Here is an 18,917-nt window from a genome sequence, read left to right on the forward strand (position 1 = left end):
CGCTGCTTGCAGAGCGAATAATCGAACGTGTTCGATGAAGAGTCCAAACGTCAGAAAGCAAAAAACCAGCTATTAAGCTGGTTTCTCTGAATATGGTGCCCGGACTCGGAATCGAACCAAGGACACGGGGATTTTCAATCCCCTGCTCTACCGACTGAGCTATCCGGGCAACGGGGCGCATTAAACCGTATTGGCACCAAATCGTCAATGAGTTTCTCATAGATTGGCGATCAGTTGCTCTCTTTTCATGCAAAAATAGCTAAAAAACTGTTGGGATGTTTATTTTTGCACTGTAATTCAATGTTTCATCTATTTGATTTATAGATTTTTTATTTTACAGTTTGTTAGATAACAATAGCTTAGATATTCACTAAATGTGCATTTTTATTGATTCCTAAGGGTTGAATAGCCTCCGGAAACATGCAATTATTGCGCGAATTTAGCGTTACTATTCATTCCTCTAGTCCATATCATTTCAAGAGTTTAAGCAGGAGGCGGTTATGGCAGTTTTACACTATCCAATGCATATCAAACGCCTCAGGCACTGTTTCCTCTGTGTCACTTCTGCTAAGTCTCTTATCCCCTCCATGCGGTAAGGCTACTTGTTGCTCACTGTTAGGCATTATTAAAAATAGAGCTGACCTCTGATTTTACTGATGTCTATTGGTCGATGCTGAGACCAGTCCACTCATTAATTCCGGCTGTTATTTTAGCTTGGAAAAGTGCGCGTTAAAGATATCAATTTGCCGGCATCACATAAGTTTCCCCATATTGTGTGATGTCATCTATATGCCAAAGTGGCAGCCTCATACCTGACCGTTTGAGAGTAAGTGACATGACACAGTTAAAAATAGCAACAAGCGCTCGTTTGGCTTCTTATGTAGAAAGTCAGCGGGGAGTGGTATACCTCAATCAGACCGATTTTACCGATGTTGCTGCAGTGGTGATGTCGGTTGAAGATGCCAATGCCGGTCTATTGTCAAAGCTGAATGATTTGGGCTTTGCTATCCCTACTTTTGTTGCTGTTACCGCTGAACAGACGGTATCAGCGGATTACTTGCCCCTAATTAAAGGTGTCATTACCCTCGGCGAGGCAAATAAAGCGTTTTACAACGCTCAGGTAGAAGCTGCTGCCAGTGAATATCAAAAAAACCTATTGCCGCCTTTTTTCTCAACATTAAAAAAATATGTTGAGATGCAAAATTCAACTTTTGCCTGCCCAGGGCATCAGGGGGGGGAGTTCTTCCGTAAGCATCCGGCTGGTCGCCAATTTTTTGAATTCTATGGCGAGACAATTTTCCGCTCAGATATGTGTAACGCCGATGTCAAATTAGGCGATTTACTGATTCATGAAGGGGCGGCAAAAGAGGCACAAAAATATGCAGCGAAGGTCTTTAATGCAGATAAAACCTATTTTGTTCTGAATGGGACTTCATCGGCTAATAAGGTTGTCACTAACGCCTTGTTGACCCGTGGTGATTTGGTGTTGTTCGATCGTAATAACCATAAATCCAACCATCATGGTGCGCTGATTCAAGCCGGGGCAACACCTGTCTATTTGGAAACAGCCCGTAACCCATTTGGATTTATTGGTGGCATTGATGCTCATTGCTTTGATGAGCGCTATTTACGCCAACAGTTGCGCGAAGTGGCACCTGAACGTGCAGATGATGCACGGCCATTCAGATTGGCAATCATCCAATTAGGTACCTATGACGGCACGGTATATAACGCGCGTCAGGTGGTTGATAGTATTGGTCATTTATGTGACTACATTTTGTTTGATTCTGCCTGGGTAGGCTACGAGCAATTTATTCCGATGATGAAGGATTTCTCGCCACTGTTGTTGGAATTAAATGAAAATGATCCTGGGATTATTGTGACTCAGTCAGTGCATAAGCAGCAGGCTGGCTTCTCACAAACGTCACAGGTGCATAAAAAAGATAACCACATCAAAGGGCAAAAACGCCACTGCAACCATAAGCGTTTTAATAATGCGTTTATGCTGCACGCATCGACCAGCCCATTCTATCCATTATTTGCGGCACTGGATGTCAACGCCAAAATACATTCTGGTGACAGTGGCCGCCGTATGTGGATGGATTGTGTAAAACTTGGTATTGAAACGCGTAAATCATTATTAGAACGCTGCTCAATGTTGCGGCCATTTATTCCACCGACAGTGGGTGGTAAGAATTGGCAAGACTACGATACTGAGATTATTGCTAATGATGCTCGCTTCTTTAATTTTGTGCCGAATGAACGTTGGCACGGATTTGAAGGTTATAACCAAGATCAATATCTGGTCGATCCTTGTAAGTTGTTGCTGACGACGCCGGGCATTGATGCCAGCAGTGGTCAATATACTAAGTTTGGTGTGCCAGCGGCAATATTGGCTACCTTCCTGCGTGAGAATGGTATTGTGCCGGAAAAATGCGATCTTAATTCGATCCTATTCCTACTGACCCCGGCAGAGAATCCAGCCAAAATGGCGCATCTAGTTGATATGTTAGTTCAATTTGAGCGCTATATTGAACAAGATGCACTGTTGTGTGATGTATTGCCGACCATATACCGTAAGAATGAAGGGCGCTATCGCGGCTATACTTTGCGTCAGTTATGCCAAGAGATGCATGACCTGTATGTCAGTTATGATGTTAAGCAATTACAAAAAGATATGTTTAGAAAAGCGGGTTTCCCGACGGTGGTCATGAACCCACAAGATGCCAATATCCAATTTGTTCGCGATAACATCGAACTGGTTCCTATTGCCGAGACGGAAGGGCGCATTGCTGCAGAAGGGGCTTTACCTTATCCACCGGGGGTGCTGTGTGTCGTGCCTGGAGAAGTATGGGGTGGGGCAGTGCAGCGCTATTTCTTGGCGTTAGAAGAGGGCATCAACTTGTTACCCGGCTTTTCACCAGAACTGCAGGGTGTTTATATTGAAAAAGGTGATGTGGAGTGGCGGCGTATTTTTGGTTACGTCATCAAGTGATCTGAATAAAAATAGACAGCTGACGAGCATGTCGGCTGTCTCAATATAAAGATGACTATGAGGTTTATCAGTAACCGAAATAACGTGCCAGCAAGACAGTGCCGGAAATCAGCAATAAGATATTTATTATGCGAATGAGCTGATCGCGACTGAGCCCTAAACTAATTTTATTGGCAATGACCAAGCCGACTAACATCCCCGGTACTAGCAGTAAAACCATCCATAGGATCGACAAATCCATATAGACTCCGGCCAGAGTAAATAAAATGACTCTGGTTAGGGTGCTTAGGCCGATAAGTGTCGTCTGAGTGATCCGTAAATTGTCTTTGCTGGCTATCCGTCCGGATAAATAGATGGCATAGATAAACCCGCCACTGCCAAATAATGCGCTGAAGATACCGCCAATTAGGCCAAAAGGAATGGCTGCAATAGGCTTGAATTGCCCTTGGGGTTTGCGTCGGCTAAGGGAGTAAATCGCATACAGGATGACAAATACACCCAATGCTAATAGCAAAATATCTGGCCGGGTGCGCAGCAGTACAGTCGCGCCAATCAAGCTGCCAATAATCATTAAGGGCACTAGCCGCTTAAGCTCTGCTATATCCGCGTGGCGGCTATGGCGCGCCACATTAGTAATAGCTGCAAACATATCGACAATTGCCAGTAAAGGGACAATTTTAGCCACGGGAATAAATAGTGCTAATACTGGGCTGGCAATCAGTGCAGAGCCAAATCCGGTGAGGCCAAAGATAATATAGGCGATGACCATGGTGGAGAAGATTACCACCATCTCGAAAACGGTAAGTCCGAAGTCCATTTATTCAGCCTGCCGGTGTAAGTAATGGGATTGTGGGTATGACTATAATACTTTATTGAGAATGATTGTTATTCGAATGAGCTAATTACAAAAAATGGCACAGCGAACTGTGCCATTTTTATATGACTTCTCAGTACCAACAAACTTAGTGACGGCGATAACTCTTCTGCGCGCTATTCACTTTCACCAGATAACGGCGAGACTCACCGGATGGATGTTTAGTGGTCAGCGTTTGGAATACATCTCCTGGAGCCATATTGTTGATAATATTCACCGCCTGATTCTTATCGCTGGAGAATACCCGCAACACGCTACCTGCCCCGCCATTATAAGAGGTAATGACAGCATAACGCCGTGAGGTAGCATTTTGAATGCCGCCCAAATAGGTATTTTGCAGGATTGCCAAATAAGCAGTGCCAGCATCGATATTATTTGCAGGATCAAATAGATAATTACGGCTTGGCTGACCGCTTTTACCTTTCAATTTGAAGACATCTCGTCCGGCAGTATGCTGAACAACCTGCATTAGACCCAGCGCATCAGAGCCACTCACAGCATATGGGTTAAAGCTCGACTCTGTTTGCATAATAGCCAGAATCAATGACTCTTCCACCCCATACCTCTCGGCGGATTGCCGTACCAGTGGCAGATATTTATGAGCGCGTTTATCCAAATGGTTTGGCACTAATTGCAAGGTTACCGACCAGATAACATGCAATCCAGACGTGCGTTTTTGCATTTTGGTTTGTAATAAATAATCGGCGAAATGTGCTGCTCGCCATTCCCAGCGAATAGGTTCGCCATTGTTATCCAGCACCTGCCCATACAGGAACGGCTCTTTACTGATCTGGATATCGTTAGCATCAGAGTAGAGATCGATCGAACCGGGATCATCACCCATCAATAATGTGGTAATAATGGCCTGACGTAAGTGAGCCGCCGGATCAGTCGTGGCAATAGTTTCAACCGTAATGGTACCGGCATCAAAGTTGATATGGCTGCGAGTTTGATATTGATCCGTATACTTCACGTAATCTTTTGGACCCGCGATTAGGACTTCTTTTAATCCCCAAATATTTTCAATGTTATGGGCAAATTGGCCCATTAAAATCTCAAAACCGTTAGTGTCTTTGATAAAGGCTTCGTTTTCTGCCTGATTTTTATTGCCTGAGCAAGACACTAATAATGGTGCAATTACCAGCAAAGCTAAAATTTTCTTCATCTTACGAGCCATATATTGATGAAAAATATCCCCGTTAACTTCAAGTTGCTGGTGCGGTGTCTTTCCTTCACTTACTTCAGCCACTTATTGATATAAGCTCCTGAAGATTCGCGTGGGTGCCGCTTTCCTGCAATTTAAATCAGTTAGGGGATAACAGCGGGACCAAGAGGGCCCCGTGTAGTTACTTACTCGGCGGAGTGTAACCTTCAATGTGAACATCTTGCCCCTCGAACAAGAAATTAACCATTTCCTGTTCCAGCAATTTGCGGTCTTCTACATTCATCATGCTGAGCTTCTTCTCATTTATCAGCATGGTCTGTTTAGTTATCCATTGTGACCAAGCTTCTTTTGAGATTTCGTTATAGATACGTTTGCCGATTTCACCTGGATAGAGCTGAAAATCTTGCCCTTCAGCATCCTTCTTTAAAAACGTGCAAAAAATTGTTCTGCTCATGCTAAATCCTCTCCAAATAAAGCTGTTTGGGTAGATGGTTGGGTGCCCACTGATTACTTTGCTAGCGGTTGTTTTGCTAACTGATGCAATAAGCGTTCAACTGGGGCAGCCAAGCCTACCGACGGTGGCTGTGCTAAGTTATACCAGAGACCTGCGCCATCATCCATGCATCCACGGTTTGATGCAGTATCTAGCCACATCGGGACAATATCCAAATGGAAGTGACTGAAGGTATGGCGAAAAGCCGTTAACTGCTGCAAGTCACTTGGGGCAAGGCCCCGCTGCTGTAACCAATTATTCAGTTCTTCTTGCTCTGCAAATTGTGGGAAGCAGAATAACCCGCCCCATAACCCCACCGGTGGGCGTTGTTCGAGCCACACTCGCGCGTCGTGCTGCATCAATAGAAAATAGGCAGTTTTCTCCGGTAAGGTCTGCTTGGGTTTTTTACCCGGATAGCGCGCCCAGCTATGGTTGGCATAAGCAAGACAACCGAGGTTCAGCGGGCAAAGTTCGCACTTGGGTTTAGAGCGAGTACAGACGATAGCGCCTAAATCCATCATTGCCTGATTAAACTGGCCAACACCTTTGGCGGGAGTGACATCTTCACTGATCTGCCATAAACGGCCTTCGATATCTTTTTTACCGGGCCATCCTTCAACGGCATAGCAACGAGCCAATACTCGCTTAACATTACCGTCTAAAATAGGGAAATGTTGCCCCAACGAGAGCGATAAAATTGCTCCTGCGGTTGAGCGACCAATTCCGGGCAGAGCGAGTATTTCGTCAAACGTTGTAGGGAACTCACCCTGATGGCGTTCAACCACGGTCTGAGCTGCTTTATGCAGATTTCTGGCGCGGGCGTAATAACCCAGCCCGGTCCATAAATGTAAAACTTCATCCAGCGGTGCTGCTGCCAACGCCCGAATATCAGGAAAATGCTGCATAAAACGTTGGAAATAGGGGATGACAGTCGCAACCTGTGTTTGTTGCAACATCACTTCTGACAGCCAGACTTGATAAGGTGTTTTATCCAACTGCCATGGCAGTGTTTTGCGACCAAAGCGTTGGTACCACTCCAGCACCACGTGCGCGAATTGTTGCGCTTGCATCATAAGCAGGTATCGATATCCGGCAGATAAATAAATTAGGGCTGGATTGCAGCATAGAGTTTAGTGGCTGTAAACCGGAACTTTCCGCCTTTCCCCTTTGTACTTGGAACCACCGTGGTGTTAGCGGCACTGGCACCTGAATGGTGGTTTATGGGGATATATCCATTATTTACAGCTTAATTTTGTACTTCTGACGTCCATAGTTGATAAACTGGCGTATCTTTGCATAATGCGCGTTCATACACGCAACCAACAGACAGAAAGCACCATGATAAATGACGTCATATCTCCGGAATTTGATGAAAACGGCCGTGCCATGCGCCGTATTCGTAGTTTTGTCCGCCGTCAGGGGCGCCTGACCAAGGGCCAACAACTGGCGCTCGATAACTACTGGCCGGTGATGGGCGTAGAATATCAGGCAACCCCTGTTGATGTAACTGCCTTGTTTGGCCGTGAAGCCCCAGTGGTATTAGAAATCGGCTTTGGTATGGGAACCTCGCTAGTCACTATGGCGGCCAGTAATCCCCAGCAGAATTTTCTCGGTATAGAAGTTCACTCTCCTGGGGTGGGCGCTTGTCTGGCATCGGCTCACGAAGCGGGCCTAAGTAATTTGCGGGTTATGTGCCACGATGCGGTTGAAGTTCTGGAAAATATGATCCCGGATGCTTCGCTGGATATGGTTCAGCTGTTTTTCCCTGACCCTTGGCACAAAGCACGCCATAATAAACGTCGTATCGTTCAGGCACCTTTTGTCGAATTAGTAAAAAGTAAACTAAAAGTGGGTGGCGTGTTCCATATGGCGACCGACTGGCAGCATTATGCGGAACATATGTTGGAAGTGATGTCCGGTGCGAATGGATACCGCAATCTTTCAGAACAGAATGATTATGTTCCTCGTCCGGACTCACGTCCGCTGACAAAATTTGAATTACGTGGCCAGCGTCTGGGACATGGCGTTTGGGATCTGATGTTTGAGAGGAAAGAATAATGGCTAAGAATCGTAGTCGTCGTTTACGCAAAAAAATGCATATCGATGAGTTTCAGGAGTTAGGTTTTTCTGTGCAGTGGACCTTCCCTGAAGGGACCAGTGTTGAAGTGATTGATAAGACTGTCGATGATTTTATCGATGAAGTCATTGAAGCTAACGGTCTGGCATTTGATGGCAGTGGCTATATGCAGTGGGAAGGTTTGATTTGCCTGCAAGAGATCGGTCATTGCACCGATGAGCACCGCGCGTTGGTGACTAAATGGCTGGAAGCTCGTAAATTGAAAAATGTAGAAACCACTGAGCTGTTTGATATCTGGTGGGATTGATCTTCCGTTTTAACGGCAGATAATCAATAAGGGCGCCTAAGCAGGCGCCTTTGTTTTTATTGGGCGCAGTTAGCGATAGCAGTTACTGGCGATTTTGGGAGAGTATCGTTGTGACAACAGGCTTAGGTGTGGCAACGGGTTTAGATAATGCTTTGCTGGCAGATATTTTGCAGCAGGTGCGTCCGCTGGTTGGTCAGGGAAAAGTGGCTGATTATATTCCGGCCTTGGCCGAGATCTCGGCGGATAAGCTGGGTATTGCGGTTTGTACCTTGGATGGCACGATATTTCAGGCTGGAGATGCCGAAGAGCGTTTCTCTATCCAATCAATTTCGAAAGTATTAAGTCTGACTTTGGCTTTATCTCGTTATGCTGAGCAGGATGTGTGGCAGCGGGTAGGTAAAGAGCCCTCCGGCCAGCCTTTTAACTCATTGGTTCAGTTAGAATTAGAAAAGGGTAAACCCCGCAATCCCTTTATTAACCCCGGGGCGCTGGTGGTGTGTGATATGTTGCAAAGCCGCTTGAGTGCCCCAAAACAGCGGATGCTGGAAGTGGTGCGCCAGCTGGTGAACGACGATAGCATTAGCTACGATCCTCGCGTGGCTCGTTCAGAATTCGAACATTCAGACCGTAACGCCGCTATTGCTTATCTGATGAAGTCTTTTGGTAACTTCAACAACGATGTGTTGACGGTACTACAGACCTATTTCCATTATTGCGCTATGCGCATGAGCTGCGTCGAACTGGCCCGCTGTTTTGTCTATCTGGCAAATCAGGGGCGCAGTATTGGTGGTCATGAACCGCTGATTACGCCGATGCAAGCACGGCAAATCAATGCGCTAATGATTACCAGCGGCATGTACGATGGCGCGGGTGAATTTGCCTTCCGCGTGGGTATGCCGGGTAAATCGGGGGTCGGTGGTGGGATTATTGCTATTGTGCCCGATGAGCTCTGTATTGCGGTTTGGTCACCGGAATTAGACCGCGCAGGGAACTCTCTTGCCGGAACCGCTGCCTTAGAGCTACTGGCACAGCGGATTGGCCGCTCCATTTTTTAGGACAGCTTCCCTTCATGTCTGAGGTAAATTCTGGCAGGGTGGGGGTTAGCACGTTATAAATAGCGATAGAGCCATAGAAATATTAAATGGCGCAGCTTCTTAGGAGTTTTATGTTAGCTAAAATAAAAGCATTACGAACGGTGGGTTTGGCGGTATTGATGCTGACTGCTTGGCAGGCCCAAGCTGACTATCAGTGCAGTGTAAAGCCGCAGGATGATGTGATTATCAGCCCGCAATCGGTGCAAGTTGTCGGAGCCAGTGGCAATTTGCAGATTTCGCCAGACGGTGATGTTACCCGCAACGGTAAGACATTGACGCTGACTGACGCGCAGCGCCAGCAGGCTTTCCGCTACCAGACCGCGTTGCGTAAAGACCTGCCTTGGATAGATCAGGGCGCACAGCAGCGCCTTGAAAAAGCGCGAGTGTCGCTCGATAAAGTCATTGTTCAGCAACTGGGAAGCAGCAGTAATGTGCGTAACCGACTGACAACCCTGAATGACCAGCTTAAGCAGCAAATGAGCCGCATTATTGAGAAACGCAGTGATGGCTTAACGTTCCATCATCAGGCCATTGATCAAGTGGAAAAAGATGGCCGTCAATTGGTTCAGCAAAGCATGGGCGGTGTACTGCAAGACAGCCTGAATGAGATGGGTGTAAAGCAAGCAACCAGTGGCAGTGGTGGGAATAATCCATTACAGGCGATTATGGGTAATTTGGGTGGGTTACAGCAAGCTATCCAAAATGAATGGAATAATCAGGAACAGGATTTCCAGCAGTTTGGGCACGAGGTCTGTGGACGTGTGACGGCGTTGGAACAGCAGCGCAAAGATTTACTTAAAGCATTAAATTAGTCTCATGCTGCGGTAAAAACAGGTTCAGACTTAAAGAGTGTCTGAACCTGTTATTTTACTTCTCAGAGTTATAAAATCAGAGTTATAAAAACAGTTCTAACAGTGAGTTAAGGAATAACTTTCCTTTCTCGGTAATCTGCCAGTATTCCTCTGTTTCGATTAAATATTCTTTCGCTAATGCTTCGTCCAACTGCGGGCGAATGGTGCTTTCAGCTAACCCGGTAAAATGGGTGAAATCTGCACGCGGCGCAGCTTCCAGCAAACGAAAACGGTTCATAAAGAACTCGAAAGGCCGATCAGCGGCTTCCACTTCGTATTGTTTATCCAGATATTTACCCTGCATAAAGCCACGGGGGTGCTTAGTCTTTATGGTGCGCAAAATCCGCCCATCACTAAAGGTGATTTTACCGTGAGCACCGCAACCAATTCCCAGATAATCACCAAAGCGCCAGTAGTTAAGATTGTGCTGACATTGATAGCCCGGTTTGGCATAGGCCGAGGTTTCATATTGTTGATATCCAGCGGCACTCAGTAACTGATGGCCTTGCTGGAAAATATCCCACAGTGCATCGTCATCCGGCAGTGTCGGTGGGCGTGAACTGAAACCGGTATTAGGTTCAATAGTCAGTTGATACCAAGACAGATGAGGAGGATTCAATGCAATAGCCTGACGCAAATCGTCCAGTGCTTCCTCCAACGATTGATCCGGCAAACCGTGCATCAAATCCAAATTGAAACTGCGCAGGTTGAGTGAGGTTGCCAGTTCCGCGGCCCGTTTTGCTTCTTCAGGCCCGTGTATCCGCCCCAAGCGCGTTAACTTCTGGGCGCTAAAGCTTTGCACACCAATAGAAATACGATTGATACCGGCACGTTGATAGCCGCTAAAGCGATCCGCTTCAACCGCGCCGGGGTTGGCTTCCATGGTAATTTCAGCATCAAAAGCTACCGGCAACCGGGCACGAACACCATCAAGCAATTGCTGCATGGCTTCGGCACTGAGCAAACTGGGGGTGCCGCCGCCAATAAAAATGGTGCTGATTTCTCGGCCATCGACCAGAGGAACATCGGCATCCAAATCCGCTAGCAAGTGCTCTACATACTCCTGATGGGGGACATCACCTTTCAGGGCATGAGAGTTAAAATCACAGTAAGGACATTTTTGCACACACCAGGGAATGTGAATGTAGAGACTGAGCGGCGGTAATTTAAGCATTGCGTAGCGCATCCAACATCAGTTTTAGCGCTTGACCACGATGGGAAACGGCGTGTTTCTCCTCGCGAGTCAATTCTGCGGCAGTTTTACCCAATTCAGGGACATAGAAAATAGGGTCATAACCAAATCCAGCTGCACCAGCAGGTTGGTGAGCAATCACACCCGGCCATTGGCCATGGAACACCAGTGGGGTTGGGTCCGCGGCATGGCGCATGTAGACCAGCACACAGTGGAATTGCGCACCACGTTGCTCATCTGGAATATCTTTCAAGGCGACGAGTAACTTCTCAAGATTCTCTTGGTCAGTGGCATCAATGCCAGCATAGCGGGCAGAATAGATCCCCGGTGCGCCGCCTAATGCATCGACGGCCAAACCTGAGTCATCGGCGATAGCGGGTAAACCGGTAGTTTGTGCCGCATGGCGCGCTTTTAATATGGCGTTCTCGATAAAAGTTAAGCCGGTCTCTTCGGCAGACTCAACGGCCAGTTCGGTTTGCGCGACAACATCCAAACCAAAATCGGCCAGCAAGTTTGCCAGCTCACGCACTTTGCCGGGGTTACCGGTGGCTAATACTACTTTTTGCATCGAAGGGTCCTGAATTTCATTTGGGCTGACAATCAGTCACCCAATGCTAGCGGGAAGTTTCTGTTATTCGAGCAGCGCCGCAACTTCTGGTGGGATCTGTTGCGGGTTAACGATTTTGATCTGTTTATGCCGCCCCAACTCGCCCTTTTCAATAATGACTTGGCTTTTCGCTACTTTAAACTGTTTAGCGATAAATTTGACCAAATGGGCATTAGCCTGACCATCAACGGGTGGGGCGGTGATGGCGACTTTGAGTTCATCGCCATGCAAACCGACTATCTGATCACGGCTGGCTTTCGGCTGAATATAAAGCCTGAGCGCCAGCCCGTCCAGCAAGGTTGTCACTGCACTCACAGAACGAACCAGAGCTCGCCCAGCAAATCCATACCTAAATAATTGATCAGATACAGGATTAGAATAACCACCATTGCCGAGAAATCGATGCCGCCCATGGCTGGCAAAATACGACGAATGGGTGCCATTAAAGGTTCAGTTAACTGATGCAGCAGGTAGTCCATCGGGCTGCGACCTTGGCTGACCCAACTCATTAATGCACGAATAATCATTACCCAGAAAATCAGGTAACCGGCAGCCTTCACCAATGAAATCACCCCGAACAGTAAATTGTACAGGCTGACTGACATTGAGCCGCTCTGAATCAATACGAGCAGCGGATATTTAATGGTCATCAACAGGAATGCCAGCAGCAAGGATGCGCTGTCAATCGGCCCCAGTGAGGGGATAATCCGGCGTAATGGGCCAACAATCGGCTGTGTAATCTTCACCACAAATTGTGAGAATGGATTGTAGAAATCGCTGTGAACCCACTGCATCCAGATGCGCAACAGCAGTACCATCACATACAGGTCAATGACCGTTTTGGCCAAAAAAGTCAGCGTTAGCATGAGTTGCTTTCGTCCTTATCCTTAATATTTTTTGGGTATACGTATAAATGAAAATGTATTCGCATACTTATAGACCCCTATCTTAACGAGAAAGTGACAGGGGTAGTGTCGGATTTTGTAAATTTTTGCTGCCGCTAGAACAGCTTTTCCATCTCTTTTGCTCGCACGATAGCAGCTTGCATGGCGCTGGCAACGGTTTCTGACAAATGCTGCTCATTAAACACCCTTATTGCCTCCGCTGTGGTTCCTCCTTTAGAGGTGACCTGCTCGCGCAAGGTCGACAGAGGCAATTGCGGGTTGGCCTCCACCAATGCTGTGGCTCCGGAGGCGGCTTGTTGCACCAGCAAGCGGGCGGTTTCACTGTCAAAACCTAGTCGCTCAGCCTCTCGCTGCATTGCTTCCATAAACAGGAAGAAATAAGCCGGTGCACTGCCTGCGGCGGCAATTACACTATTAATGCTGTTTTCGTCATTCACCCAACAAACTTTACCAACTGAACTCATTAGCGAAGCCGTGAAATCACGATCTACCGGCGCAACCTGTTCTGGAGCATAAAGGCCACTCATGCCTTTCCCCACCAGCGATGGAGTATTGGGCATTATGCGCACCAGATTGAGGGTATTACTCCCCAATAATGCATAGAAACGTTCAACTTGTACCCCAGCTGCAATGGACAGTACCAGTTTACCGCTGAAATCGACACTCTCCTGCAAAGGCTGGCATACCGCAGCCATTAATTGAGGTTTAACCGCCAAAACCACCACTTCAGCCTTTTGTGCCTGAGCAATATTATCATCACTGCTGATGACACCAAATTCAGCAGCCAGCGCATCACGGTTTTTAGCTGAAGGTGCACAAACGCTAATCATTGCTGCCGGATAACCACCGGCAACCAAACCTGCGATAATCGCGCGCGCCATATTGCCCGCGCCAATGAATGTTATGTAGCGATGCTGCATTGAATAATTTCTCCTTTACCCTTCGTACTTGAAGCCTCAGTGGCGTTAGCGGCTCAAAAACGGCTCAAATTACATTGGATGTTTACGCGCGGGAGCCGAAAATGGCGGTGCCAATACGCACTAACGTACTGCCAGCAGCAATGGCTGCTGCCATATCATCCGTCATACCCATGGAAAGCGTATCCATCTGAGGGTAGCTGGCTTTTAAAGTCAAGAAAGCCTGATTCATTTGCTCAAATACTGCCAGTTGTCGCTGATAATCTGTTTCTGGTGCAGGAATAGCCATTAGCCCGCGTAAATGCAGCTGAGGTAATTCACTAATACTGGCTGCGAGTGCGGGCAGTTCTGCCAAGGCAATGCCCGATTTACTTTGCTCATCACTGATATTGACTTGAATCAGTACGTTCAGCGCGGGCATCTCGCTTGGACGTTGTGCACTTAGGCGTTGGGCAATTTTGAGCCTGTCGACGGTATGACACCAGGCAAAATTTTCTGCCACTAATCTGCTTTTATTGGATTGCAACGGGCCGATAAAGTGCCATTCAAGATTGTTTGCATGGGGGCTATCAGCGAAATAGTGGATTTTATCCACCCCTTCCTGCACATAATTTTCCCCAAAAGCGTATTGCCCGGCGGCGATGGCTTCTTCGATAGCTGTCACAGGTTTGGTTTTACTGACTGCAAGCAATGTCACTTCTTCTGGAGAGCGCGCGCAATTGCGTGCAGCGGCTGCGATTCGCGTTCTGACATCCTGTAGATTTTGCTCAATTGTGCTCATATGGACCCAGGAGTTTGATATGGATTTCACCTGTCTGGATGATAAAAACACCGACTCGGCTGACCCTGTATTTAGCGGTATTCCCGCCAAAAGCATTGATTTAGAAAACCCTGAACATCTCGACGATAACTTCACTGAACAGGATTTCGAAAATAAGGTGGCGAGTAGTGTAAATCATAATGCATCGGATCTGCATCTTTGTACCGGTTATCACCCGGTATTACGCATTGAGGGGGAATTGAAAACCTTCAGCCATTGGCCTCGAATCAGCGAGGGTTGGCTCAATGGGCTAAGTCGGCATTTGCTGAGTGAGGCGCAACAAAATCGATTACGACATCTGGGGCAGGTTGATTGTGCCTGTACCACTGTTGCGGGGCAGCGGCTGCGGGCCAATATTTTTCAGCAACAGCAAGGGTTGTCGATAGCTTTTCGTATTATTTCAGCCTGTTGCCCATTGCTGGAGGAATTGGATGTTCCTCCCATTATTTATCAGCTTATTGAGCAAGAGAATGGGCTGATTTTGGTCACGGGCGCGACGGGCAGTGGTAAATCCACCACCTTGAGTGCGATGGTCAATGCTATCAATCAGAAACAAGCACGCCATATCATCACGTTAGAAGATCCGATCGAGTTTATTCATAGCAGCAGATCTTGTTTGATCCAACAGCGCGAGCTTGGTCGCCATACCGACTCTTTTAGCAGTGCCTTAAGCGGGGCACTGCGACAAGATCCAGATATCATTTTGCTGGGGGAGCTAAGGGATCAAGAATCTATTAGACTGGCCCTGACTGCGGCTGAAACAGGGCATTTGGTGTTAGCGACGTTACATACTCGCACCGCAACTCAGGCTGTAGATCGGCTGGTTGATGTTTTTCCCGCAGCAGAGAAAGTGGTTATTCAGGCGCAATTAGCCGCCAGCTTACGTGGGGTGATTGCGCAAAAACTGTGTGCAAAAGCAGGTGGCGGGCGTATTGCAGTATTTGAAATCCTGACGCAAACCACTGCAGCCAGTCACTTGATTCGTGAAGGTAAAACTTATCAATTACCTACCGTGATACAAGCTGGTGGGCAATGGGGGATGCAAAGCTTTGAGCAGGGCATGGCGCAGCGGCAACAGCAGGGAGTATTTGCCAGCAGTGATAATTGTCATTAGGGCGACAATCTTGCAGGCAGCAGATGTAAATTTTGTTTAGGGTGGCTTCGGGCTGTTAGGTGCAGGGAAGTGGGGCGTGATTAAAAGCCGCTAACGGGGTAGCGGCTTTAAGTTCAAAGAGTCATTATGCGGCGGGGATCTGCTGAGTAATGCAGTGAATATTACCGCCCCCCAACAGGATCTCACGAGCAGGAACTCCGACAATCGCATAGTCAGGGAACATTTGCTGTAACAGGTCTTGTGCCAACCCATCAGTACGGCTATCGAGCAACGGGTAAATAATCTGCTGATTGCTGATCAGGAAATTGACATAAGATCCGGCCAACCGCTCACCGGCGGTACGGGGTACTGCATCACTGGACAGCACATCGAAGGTCTCTGCTTCGGTGTTATACAGCGGGCCTGGTGCGGGTAGCTTCCAGATTTTCAGCTTGCGGCCTTTGGCATCGACGGCATTGGACAGCACTTCAAAAGCCGCTACAGAACGTGCGTATTGTGGATCTTGCTGATCGTCAGTCCAATGCAAAGCCACTTCACCCGGGCGCACAAAGCAGCACATATTATCGATATGACCATCGGTCTCATCGTTATAAACGCCATCCTGTAGCCAGATGAAATGTGTGACGCCAAGATATTCACGCAGTAACTGCTCAATCTGCGCTTGATTCAAGTGCGGATTACGGTTGGGATTGAGCAAACATTCAGCCGTGGTGAGCAATGTGCCTTCACCATCGGTATGAATAGAGCCGCCCTCTAGTATCAGTGGCGCGCGGTAATGGGCATTATTCAGGAAGTCACTGACTTGAACGGCAACTTTCTCATCTTGCTGCCAGTCACTGTATAAACCGCCATTAAGGCCGCCCCAGGCATTAAATTGCCAGTCAACAGCACGGCGCTCGCCAGCCCCGTTGATGACCATGGTTGGGCCAGTATCGCGCATCCAGGCATCATCACTGGCCATTTCTACCAATGTGACACTGGCCGGCAGCGTGGTTTTTGCCTGTGCCATAAATTCGGCTGGCACGCCCATAAACACCGGCGTAGTGCGGCTGATGGCTTCTGCAACTTTAGCAAACGTCTGCTGCGCAGGAATGCCTTTGCCGCGCCAGTTATCCTGACGATATGGCCACAGCATCCAGACGGCATCTTGTTTAGCCCATTCGGCAGGCATATAGAAGCCGTCCTGCTGTGGGGTACCAGACAGTGCCGGTGAACCTTGTAAAACCTTGTCTTGTACCGACATAAATTATCTCCGGGTCTTGCCGTCAGAAGTGGCTAATGCTTGGTACATTTCTGGGCGGCGATCGCGGAATAAGCCCCATGACGCGCGCTGGGCGGCAATTTCCTGCAAATCAAATTCGTGCACCAAAACAGCTTCGTCAGTTTTGTTGGCCTGAGCCAACAGAGCACCGGTTTGGTCAGCAATAAACGAAGAGCCATAGAAGGTCATTTCCAGACCATCGATAAATTTGCTCTTCTCGGTACCAATGCGGTTAGAGGCAATCACGGGCACCAGATTTGCCGCAGCATGACCTTGCTGAACGCGAGTCCAGTGCGGTTGGCTGTCGATTTCAGGATAGGCAGGCTCAGAACCAATCGCTGTTGGGTAGAAGATAACCTCCGCACCCAGCAGAGCCAGGCTGCGAGCTGTTTCTGGGAACCATTGATCCCAACAGATGCCCACGCCCACTTTAGCGTAGCGGGTTTGCCAAACTTTAAAACCGGTATCGCCGGGGATAAAGAATTGTTTTTCTTGATAAGCTGGGCCATTAGGAATGTGAGTTTTACGGTAGACATCCATAACGGTGCCATCAGCATCAATCACGACCAGTGAGTTATAATAAGCATTGTTGGCTTTCTCAAAGAAACTCAGTGGCAGTACCACTTCCAGCTCTGCTGCCAGCTTGGCAAAGTGTTGGATCAACGGGCTATTATCCAGCTCTTGGGCCAGTGCATAATGTTCCGGGCTTTGATCAATACAGAAATAAGGTGCGGCAAACAGCTCCTGAATCAAGATTATCTGTGCGCCTTTGGCATGTGCCTGACGTACCAGTTTCTCGGCATTTTCAATGTTCTTAGGCAGATCCCAGGAACAGGCCATTTGAGTCGCAGCAACAGTTACTTTTGTCATGAGAAAACCTCAATAAATGTAAAAAACACCCACGTGGGGTGTGCAATATTTTGAGCCGCTGATTGGCATTTACCTACAGAACTTGGTGTTGCGGGTAGGCGGCAAACAAACGAATCCTGATGAGCTTATTCAGGTAAATGCAGGAAACTAACAACCCCGCAGCTTCAAGTACGAAAGATATAAAGGCAGTATACAATTCCACGGGCTTGGGTGCCATGTTATGCAGGGATTGTCGGTTTAGGCCGCAGAAATGGAAAGTGGAAAATAGCCGGTGATAATATCAAATGAACCTATTCAGCCGGCTTGTTCATCAAACCAACTTTCCAGAATGATGACTGCGGAAGCCGCGTCGACACTGCCTTTATCCAGAGCACGATAGCCCCCGCTATCAAACAAATTAGCGCGTGCTTCAACAGTGCTAAGACGTTCATCCTGTAAGGCTATCTGTACACCAAATCGGCCATGCAGACGGTTAGCAAATCGACGTGCGCGCGCCGTTAGTGGCTGCTCGGTGCCATCCATATTCAATGGCAGCCCGACAACGACTAAATCTGGTTGCCACTCTTTCAGCAGTTTTTCGACTTTTTGCCAGTCCGGAGTGCCATCTTGAGCTTTAAATGATGTCAGTGCTCTGGCGGTGCCAGTGACTTCCTGACCGATGGCCACACCGATACTTTTAGTCCCAAAATCAAAGGCAACAATCGTGCGATTAGCCATCAGGCGTGTCCTGCTTGCGGAGCAATGTTAAAGATATTTATACCCAATTTATTGGCTGCGGCTTGCCAACGTTCAGCAATAGGGGTGTGAAACAGAATTTGGGTATCTGCTTCAATGGTCAACCAGGCGTTGTCCAGCAATTCCTGTTCTAATTGCCCCTGCTGCCAGCCCGCATAACCTAGTGCTACCAGCAGATTTTTAGGCTGTTCCGGTGTTCCTAACGTCTCCAACACATCTTTGGAGGTGGTTATCATGGTATCTGATGAGATAGGGATACTGGAGCCGAAACCTTCCCGTGGCGAGTGCAGGATAAACCCGCGATCTTCTGCCAGTGGGCCACCCGCCAATACCGGTTTATCCAGTCGAATTGCCGGATCTCGTGGCGATGGGGTGATTTTCAGCTTTTTCAGCACCGTCTCTACGGTGAACTGGTCCATAGGTTTGTTAATCACCAAACCCATCGCACCCTCTTCGTTATGCTCACAGATATAGATAACCGAGCGCATAAATTGAGGGTCCTGCAGTGAAGGCATAGCTATAAGAAAATGATGCTGTAAATTCATTATATTATATAGGGGATTCGCTGAGTTAATGGATGAACTGATGCCAGTATGCGGATAAATGAGGATAAAGTCACGGGGGGAGCGCTCAGAGAAAC

20 protein-coding genes and 1 tRNA gene are annotated in these 18,917 nt (G+C 47.8%); 6 read left to right on the forward strand and 15 right to left on the reverse strand.

Annotation, left to right across the window (positions count from 1 at the left end):
- Positions 1 to 93: 93 nt before the first annotated feature.
- Positions 94 to 169 (reverse strand) — tRNA-Phe (locus N0H69_RS07085).
- Between the two features lie 666 nt (positions 170 to 835).
- Between N0H69_RS07085 and speF the strand changes: the two genes are divergently transcribed.
- Positions 836 to 2,995 (forward strand): ornithine decarboxylase SpeF, encoded by a 2,160-nt coding sequence (speF, locus tag N0H69_RS07090; RefSeq protein ID WP_050152296.1) that lies wholly within the window; start codon positions 836 to 838, stop codon positions 2,993 to 2,995.
- A 67-nt stretch (positions 2,996 to 3,062) separates the two neighbouring features.
- Here the strand turns inward: speF and N0H69_RS07095 are convergent, their stop codons facing one another.
- The 4 genes from N0H69_RS07095 to mutY form a co-directional block, all read right to left on the reverse strand.
- Positions 3,063 to 3,812 carry a sulfite exporter TauE/SafE family protein gene (locus tag N0H69_RS07095; RefSeq protein WP_050111216.1) on the reverse strand — a complete coding sequence of 250 codons (750 nt, stop codon included), beginning with the start codon at positions 3,810 to 3,812 and terminating at the stop codon, positions 3,063 to 3,065.
- 145 nt (positions 3,813 to 3,957) lie between these two features.
- Entirely contained in the window at positions 3,958 to 5,034 is a 1,077-nt protein-coding gene (mltC, locus tag N0H69_RS07100; protein ID WP_050152299.1) for a membrane-bound lytic murein transglycosylase MltC, read from the reverse strand.
- Between the two features lie 181 nt (positions 5,035 to 5,215).
- Positions 5,216 to 5,488, reverse strand: coding sequence for an oxidative damage protection protein (locus N0H69_RS07105; protein ID WP_004716003.1), 273 nt, complete (start codon positions 5,486 to 5,488; stop codon positions 5,216 to 5,218).
- A 53-nt stretch (positions 5,489 to 5,541) separates the two neighbouring features.
- Positions 5,542 to 6,600: an A/G-specific adenine glycosylase gene (gene mutY / locus N0H69_RS07110; protein ID WP_050152295.1), complete on the reverse strand. Its 1,059-nt coding sequence runs from the start codon at positions 6,598 to 6,600 to the stop codon at positions 5,542 to 5,544.
- 265 nt (positions 6,601 to 6,865) lie between these two features.
- Here mutY and trmB point away from each other — a divergent pair, with 265 nt between their 5' ends.
- The 4 genes from trmB (at position 6,866) to N0H69_RS07130 (ending at position 9,817) form a co-directional block, all read left to right on the forward strand.
- Positions 6,866 to 7,585: a tRNA (guanosine(46)-N7)-methyltransferase TrmB gene (gene trmB, locus N0H69_RS07115; RefSeq protein WP_050135818.1), complete on the forward strand. Its 720-nt coding sequence runs from the start codon at positions 6,866 to 6,868 to the stop codon at positions 7,583 to 7,585.
- Entirely contained in the window at positions 7,585 to 7,911 is a 327-nt protein-coding gene (locus N0H69_RS07120; protein ID WP_050111214.1) for a YggL family protein, read from the forward strand. The genes trmB and N0H69_RS07120 overlap by 1 nt, the downstream gene beginning before the upstream one ends.
- A 128-nt stretch (positions 7,912 to 8,039) precedes the next feature.
- Positions 8,040 to 8,966: a glutaminase B gene (gene glsB / locus N0H69_RS07125; protein ID WP_050111218.1), complete on the forward strand. Its 927-nt coding sequence runs from the start codon at positions 8,040 to 8,042 to the stop codon at positions 8,964 to 8,966.
- 110 nt (positions 8,967 to 9,076) lie between these two features.
- Positions 9,077 to 9,817: a YggN family protein gene (locus tag N0H69_RS07130; RefSeq protein WP_050124047.1), complete on the forward strand. Its 741-nt coding sequence runs from the start codon at positions 9,077 to 9,079 to the stop codon at positions 9,815 to 9,817.
- Positions 9,818 to 9,899: 82 nt separating this feature from the next.
- Here the strand turns inward: N0H69_RS07130 and hemW are convergent, their stop codons facing one another.
- From hemW to N0H69_RS07160, 6 genes are all read right to left on the reverse strand, one after another.
- On the reverse strand, positions 9,900 to 11,030 hold the full coding sequence (gene hemW, locus N0H69_RS07135) for a radical SAM family heme chaperone HemW (protein WP_050124048.1): 1,131 nt from the start codon (positions 11,028 to 11,030) through the stop codon (positions 9,900 to 9,902).
- Positions 11,023 to 11,616: an XTP/dITP diphosphatase gene (locus N0H69_RS07140; RefSeq protein WP_050111211.1), complete on the reverse strand. Its 594-nt coding sequence runs from the start codon at positions 11,614 to 11,616 to the stop codon at positions 11,023 to 11,025. Before N0H69_RS07140 ends, hemW begins: the two co-directional genes overlap by 8 nt.
- 63 nt (positions 11,617 to 11,679) lie before the next feature.
- Positions 11,680 to 11,970 (reverse strand): DUF167 family protein YggU, encoded by a 291-nt coding sequence (gene yggU / locus N0H69_RS07145; RefSeq protein WP_050152294.1) that lies wholly within the window; start codon positions 11,968 to 11,970, stop codon positions 11,680 to 11,682.
- Positions 11,967 to 12,521 (reverse strand): YggT family protein, encoded by a 555-nt coding sequence (locus N0H69_RS07150; RefSeq protein ID WP_050111209.1) that lies wholly within the window; start codon positions 12,519 to 12,521, stop codon positions 11,967 to 11,969. Before N0H69_RS07150 ends, yggU begins: the two co-directional genes overlap by 4 nt.
- 134 nt (positions 12,522 to 12,655) lie before the next feature.
- Positions 12,656 to 13,480: a pyrroline-5-carboxylate reductase gene (proC, locus tag N0H69_RS07155; protein ID WP_050152293.1), complete on the reverse strand. Its 825-nt coding sequence runs from the start codon at positions 13,478 to 13,480 to the stop codon at positions 12,656 to 12,658.
- Between the two features lie 82 nt (positions 13,481 to 13,562).
- Positions 13,563 to 14,258: a YggS family pyridoxal phosphate-dependent enzyme gene (locus tag N0H69_RS07160; RefSeq protein WP_050152292.1), complete on the reverse strand. Its 696-nt coding sequence runs from the start codon at positions 14,256 to 14,258 to the stop codon at positions 13,563 to 13,565.
- 19 nt (positions 14,259 to 14,277) lie between these two features.
- Between N0H69_RS07160 and N0H69_RS07165 the strand changes: the two genes are divergently transcribed.
- Positions 14,278 to 15,411, forward strand: a complete 1,134-nt coding sequence (locus tag N0H69_RS07165; RefSeq protein WP_050135823.1) for a type IV pilus twitching motility protein PilT — start codon at positions 14,278 to 14,280, stop codon at positions 15,409 to 15,411.
- Positions 15,412 to 15,535: 124 nt separating this feature from the next.
- On the opposite strand, the gene aguA is transcribed toward N0H69_RS07165, so the two are convergent.
- From aguA to N0H69_RS07185, 4 genes are all read right to left on the reverse strand, one after another.
- Positions 15,536 to 16,654 carry an agmatine deiminase gene (gene aguA / locus N0H69_RS07170; RefSeq protein WP_050135825.1) on the reverse strand — a complete coding sequence of 373 codons (1,119 nt, stop codon included), beginning with the start codon at positions 16,652 to 16,654 and terminating at the stop codon, positions 15,536 to 15,538.
- A 3-nt stretch (positions 16,655 to 16,657) separates the two neighbouring features.
- Positions 16,658 to 17,542 carry an N-carbamoylputrescine amidase gene (gene aguB, locus N0H69_RS07175; RefSeq protein WP_050152290.1) on the reverse strand — a complete coding sequence of 295 codons (885 nt, stop codon included), beginning with the start codon at positions 17,540 to 17,542 and terminating at the stop codon, positions 16,658 to 16,660.
- Between the two features lie 294 nt (positions 17,543 to 17,836).
- Positions 17,837 to 18,259 (reverse strand): Holliday junction resolvase RuvX, encoded by a 423-nt coding sequence (gene ruvX, locus N0H69_RS07180; protein WP_005157116.1) that lies wholly within the window; start codon positions 18,257 to 18,259, stop codon positions 17,837 to 17,839.
- Positions 18,259 to 18,822: a YqgE/AlgH family protein gene (locus tag N0H69_RS07185; protein WP_050124053.1), complete on the reverse strand. Its 564-nt coding sequence runs from the start codon at positions 18,820 to 18,822 to the stop codon at positions 18,259 to 18,261. Before N0H69_RS07185 ends, ruvX begins: the two co-directional genes overlap by 1 nt.
- Between the last annotated feature and the right edge of the window lie 95 nt (positions 18,823 to 18,917).

It is taken from the genome of Yersinia alsatica, assembly GCF_025133195.1.
GTDB classification, from domain to species: domain Bacteria; phylum Pseudomonadota; class Gammaproteobacteria; order Enterobacterales; family Enterobacteriaceae; genus Yersinia; species Yersinia alsatica.

What these genes read in the sequence shown, in the direction of transcription:
- N0H69_RS07165 (WP_050135823.1), top strand. Translation starts at nt 14,278, where the DNA reads ATGGATTTCACCTGTCTGGATGATAAAAACACCGACTCGGCTGACCCT.
- hemW (WP_050124048.1), bottom strand. Translation starts at nt 11,030, where the DNA reads ATGCTTAAATTACCGCCGCTCAGTCTCTACATTCACATTCCCTGGTGT.
- N0H69_RS07160 (WP_050152292.1), bottom strand. Translation starts at nt 14,258, where the DNA reads ATGAGCACAATTGAGCAAAATCTACAGGATGTCAGAACGCGAATCGCA.
- aguA (WP_050135825.1), bottom strand. Translation starts at nt 16,654, where the DNA reads ATGTCGGTACAAGACAAGGTTTTACAAGGTTCACCGGCACTGTCTGGT.
- N0H69_RS07105 (WP_004716003.1), bottom strand. Translation starts at nt 5,488, where the DNA reads ATGAGCAGAACAATTTTTTGCACGTTTTTAAAGAAGGATGCTGAAGGG.
- N0H69_RS07150 (WP_050111209.1), bottom strand. Translation starts at nt 12,521, where the DNA reads ATGCTAACGCTGACTTTTTTGGCCAAAACGGTCATTGACCTGTATGTG.
- trmB (WP_050135818.1), top strand. Translation starts at nt 6,866, where the DNA reads ATGATAAATGACGTCATATCTCCGGAATTTGATGAAAACGGCCGTGCC.
- N0H69_RS07095 (WP_050111216.1), bottom strand. Translation starts at nt 3,812, where the DNA reads ATGGACTTCGGACTTACCGTTTTCGAGATGGTGGTAATCTTCTCCACC.
- aguB (WP_050152290.1), bottom strand. Translation starts at nt 17,542, where the DNA reads ATGACAAAAGTAACTGTTGCTGCGACTCAAATGGCCTGTTCCTGGGAT.
- mutY (WP_050152295.1), bottom strand. Translation starts at nt 6,600, where the DNA reads ATGATGCAAGCGCAACAATTCGCGCACGTGGTGCTGGAGTGGTACCAA.
- proC (WP_050152293.1), bottom strand. Translation starts at nt 13,480, where the DNA reads ATGCAGCATCGCTACATAACATTCATTGGCGCGGGCAATATGGCGCGC.
- speF (WP_050152296.1), top strand. Translation starts at nt 836, where the DNA reads ATGACACAGTTAAAAATAGCAACAAGCGCTCGTTTGGCTTCTTATGTA.
- ruvX (WP_005157116.1), bottom strand. Translation starts at nt 18,259, where the DNA reads ATGGCTAATCGCACGATTGTTGCCTTTGATTTTGGGACTAAAAGTATC.
- N0H69_RS07130 (WP_050124047.1), top strand. Translation starts at nt 9,077, where the DNA reads ATGTTAGCTAAAATAAAAGCATTACGAACGGTGGGTTTGGCGGTATTG.
- N0H69_RS07120 (WP_050111214.1), top strand. Translation starts at nt 7,585, where the DNA reads ATGGCTAAGAATCGTAGTCGTCGTTTACGCAAAAAAATGCATATCGAT.
- N0H69_RS07140 (WP_050111211.1), bottom strand. Translation starts at nt 11,616, where the DNA reads ATGCAAAAAGTAGTATTAGCCACCGGTAACCCCGGCAAAGTGCGTGAG.
- mltC (WP_050152299.1), bottom strand. Translation starts at nt 5,034, where the DNA reads ATGAAGAAAATTTTAGCTTTGCTGGTAATTGCACCATTATTAGTGTCT.
- N0H69_RS07185 (WP_050124053.1), bottom strand. Translation starts at nt 18,822, where the DNA reads ATGAATTTACAGCATCATTTTCTTATAGCTATGCCTTCACTGCAGGAC.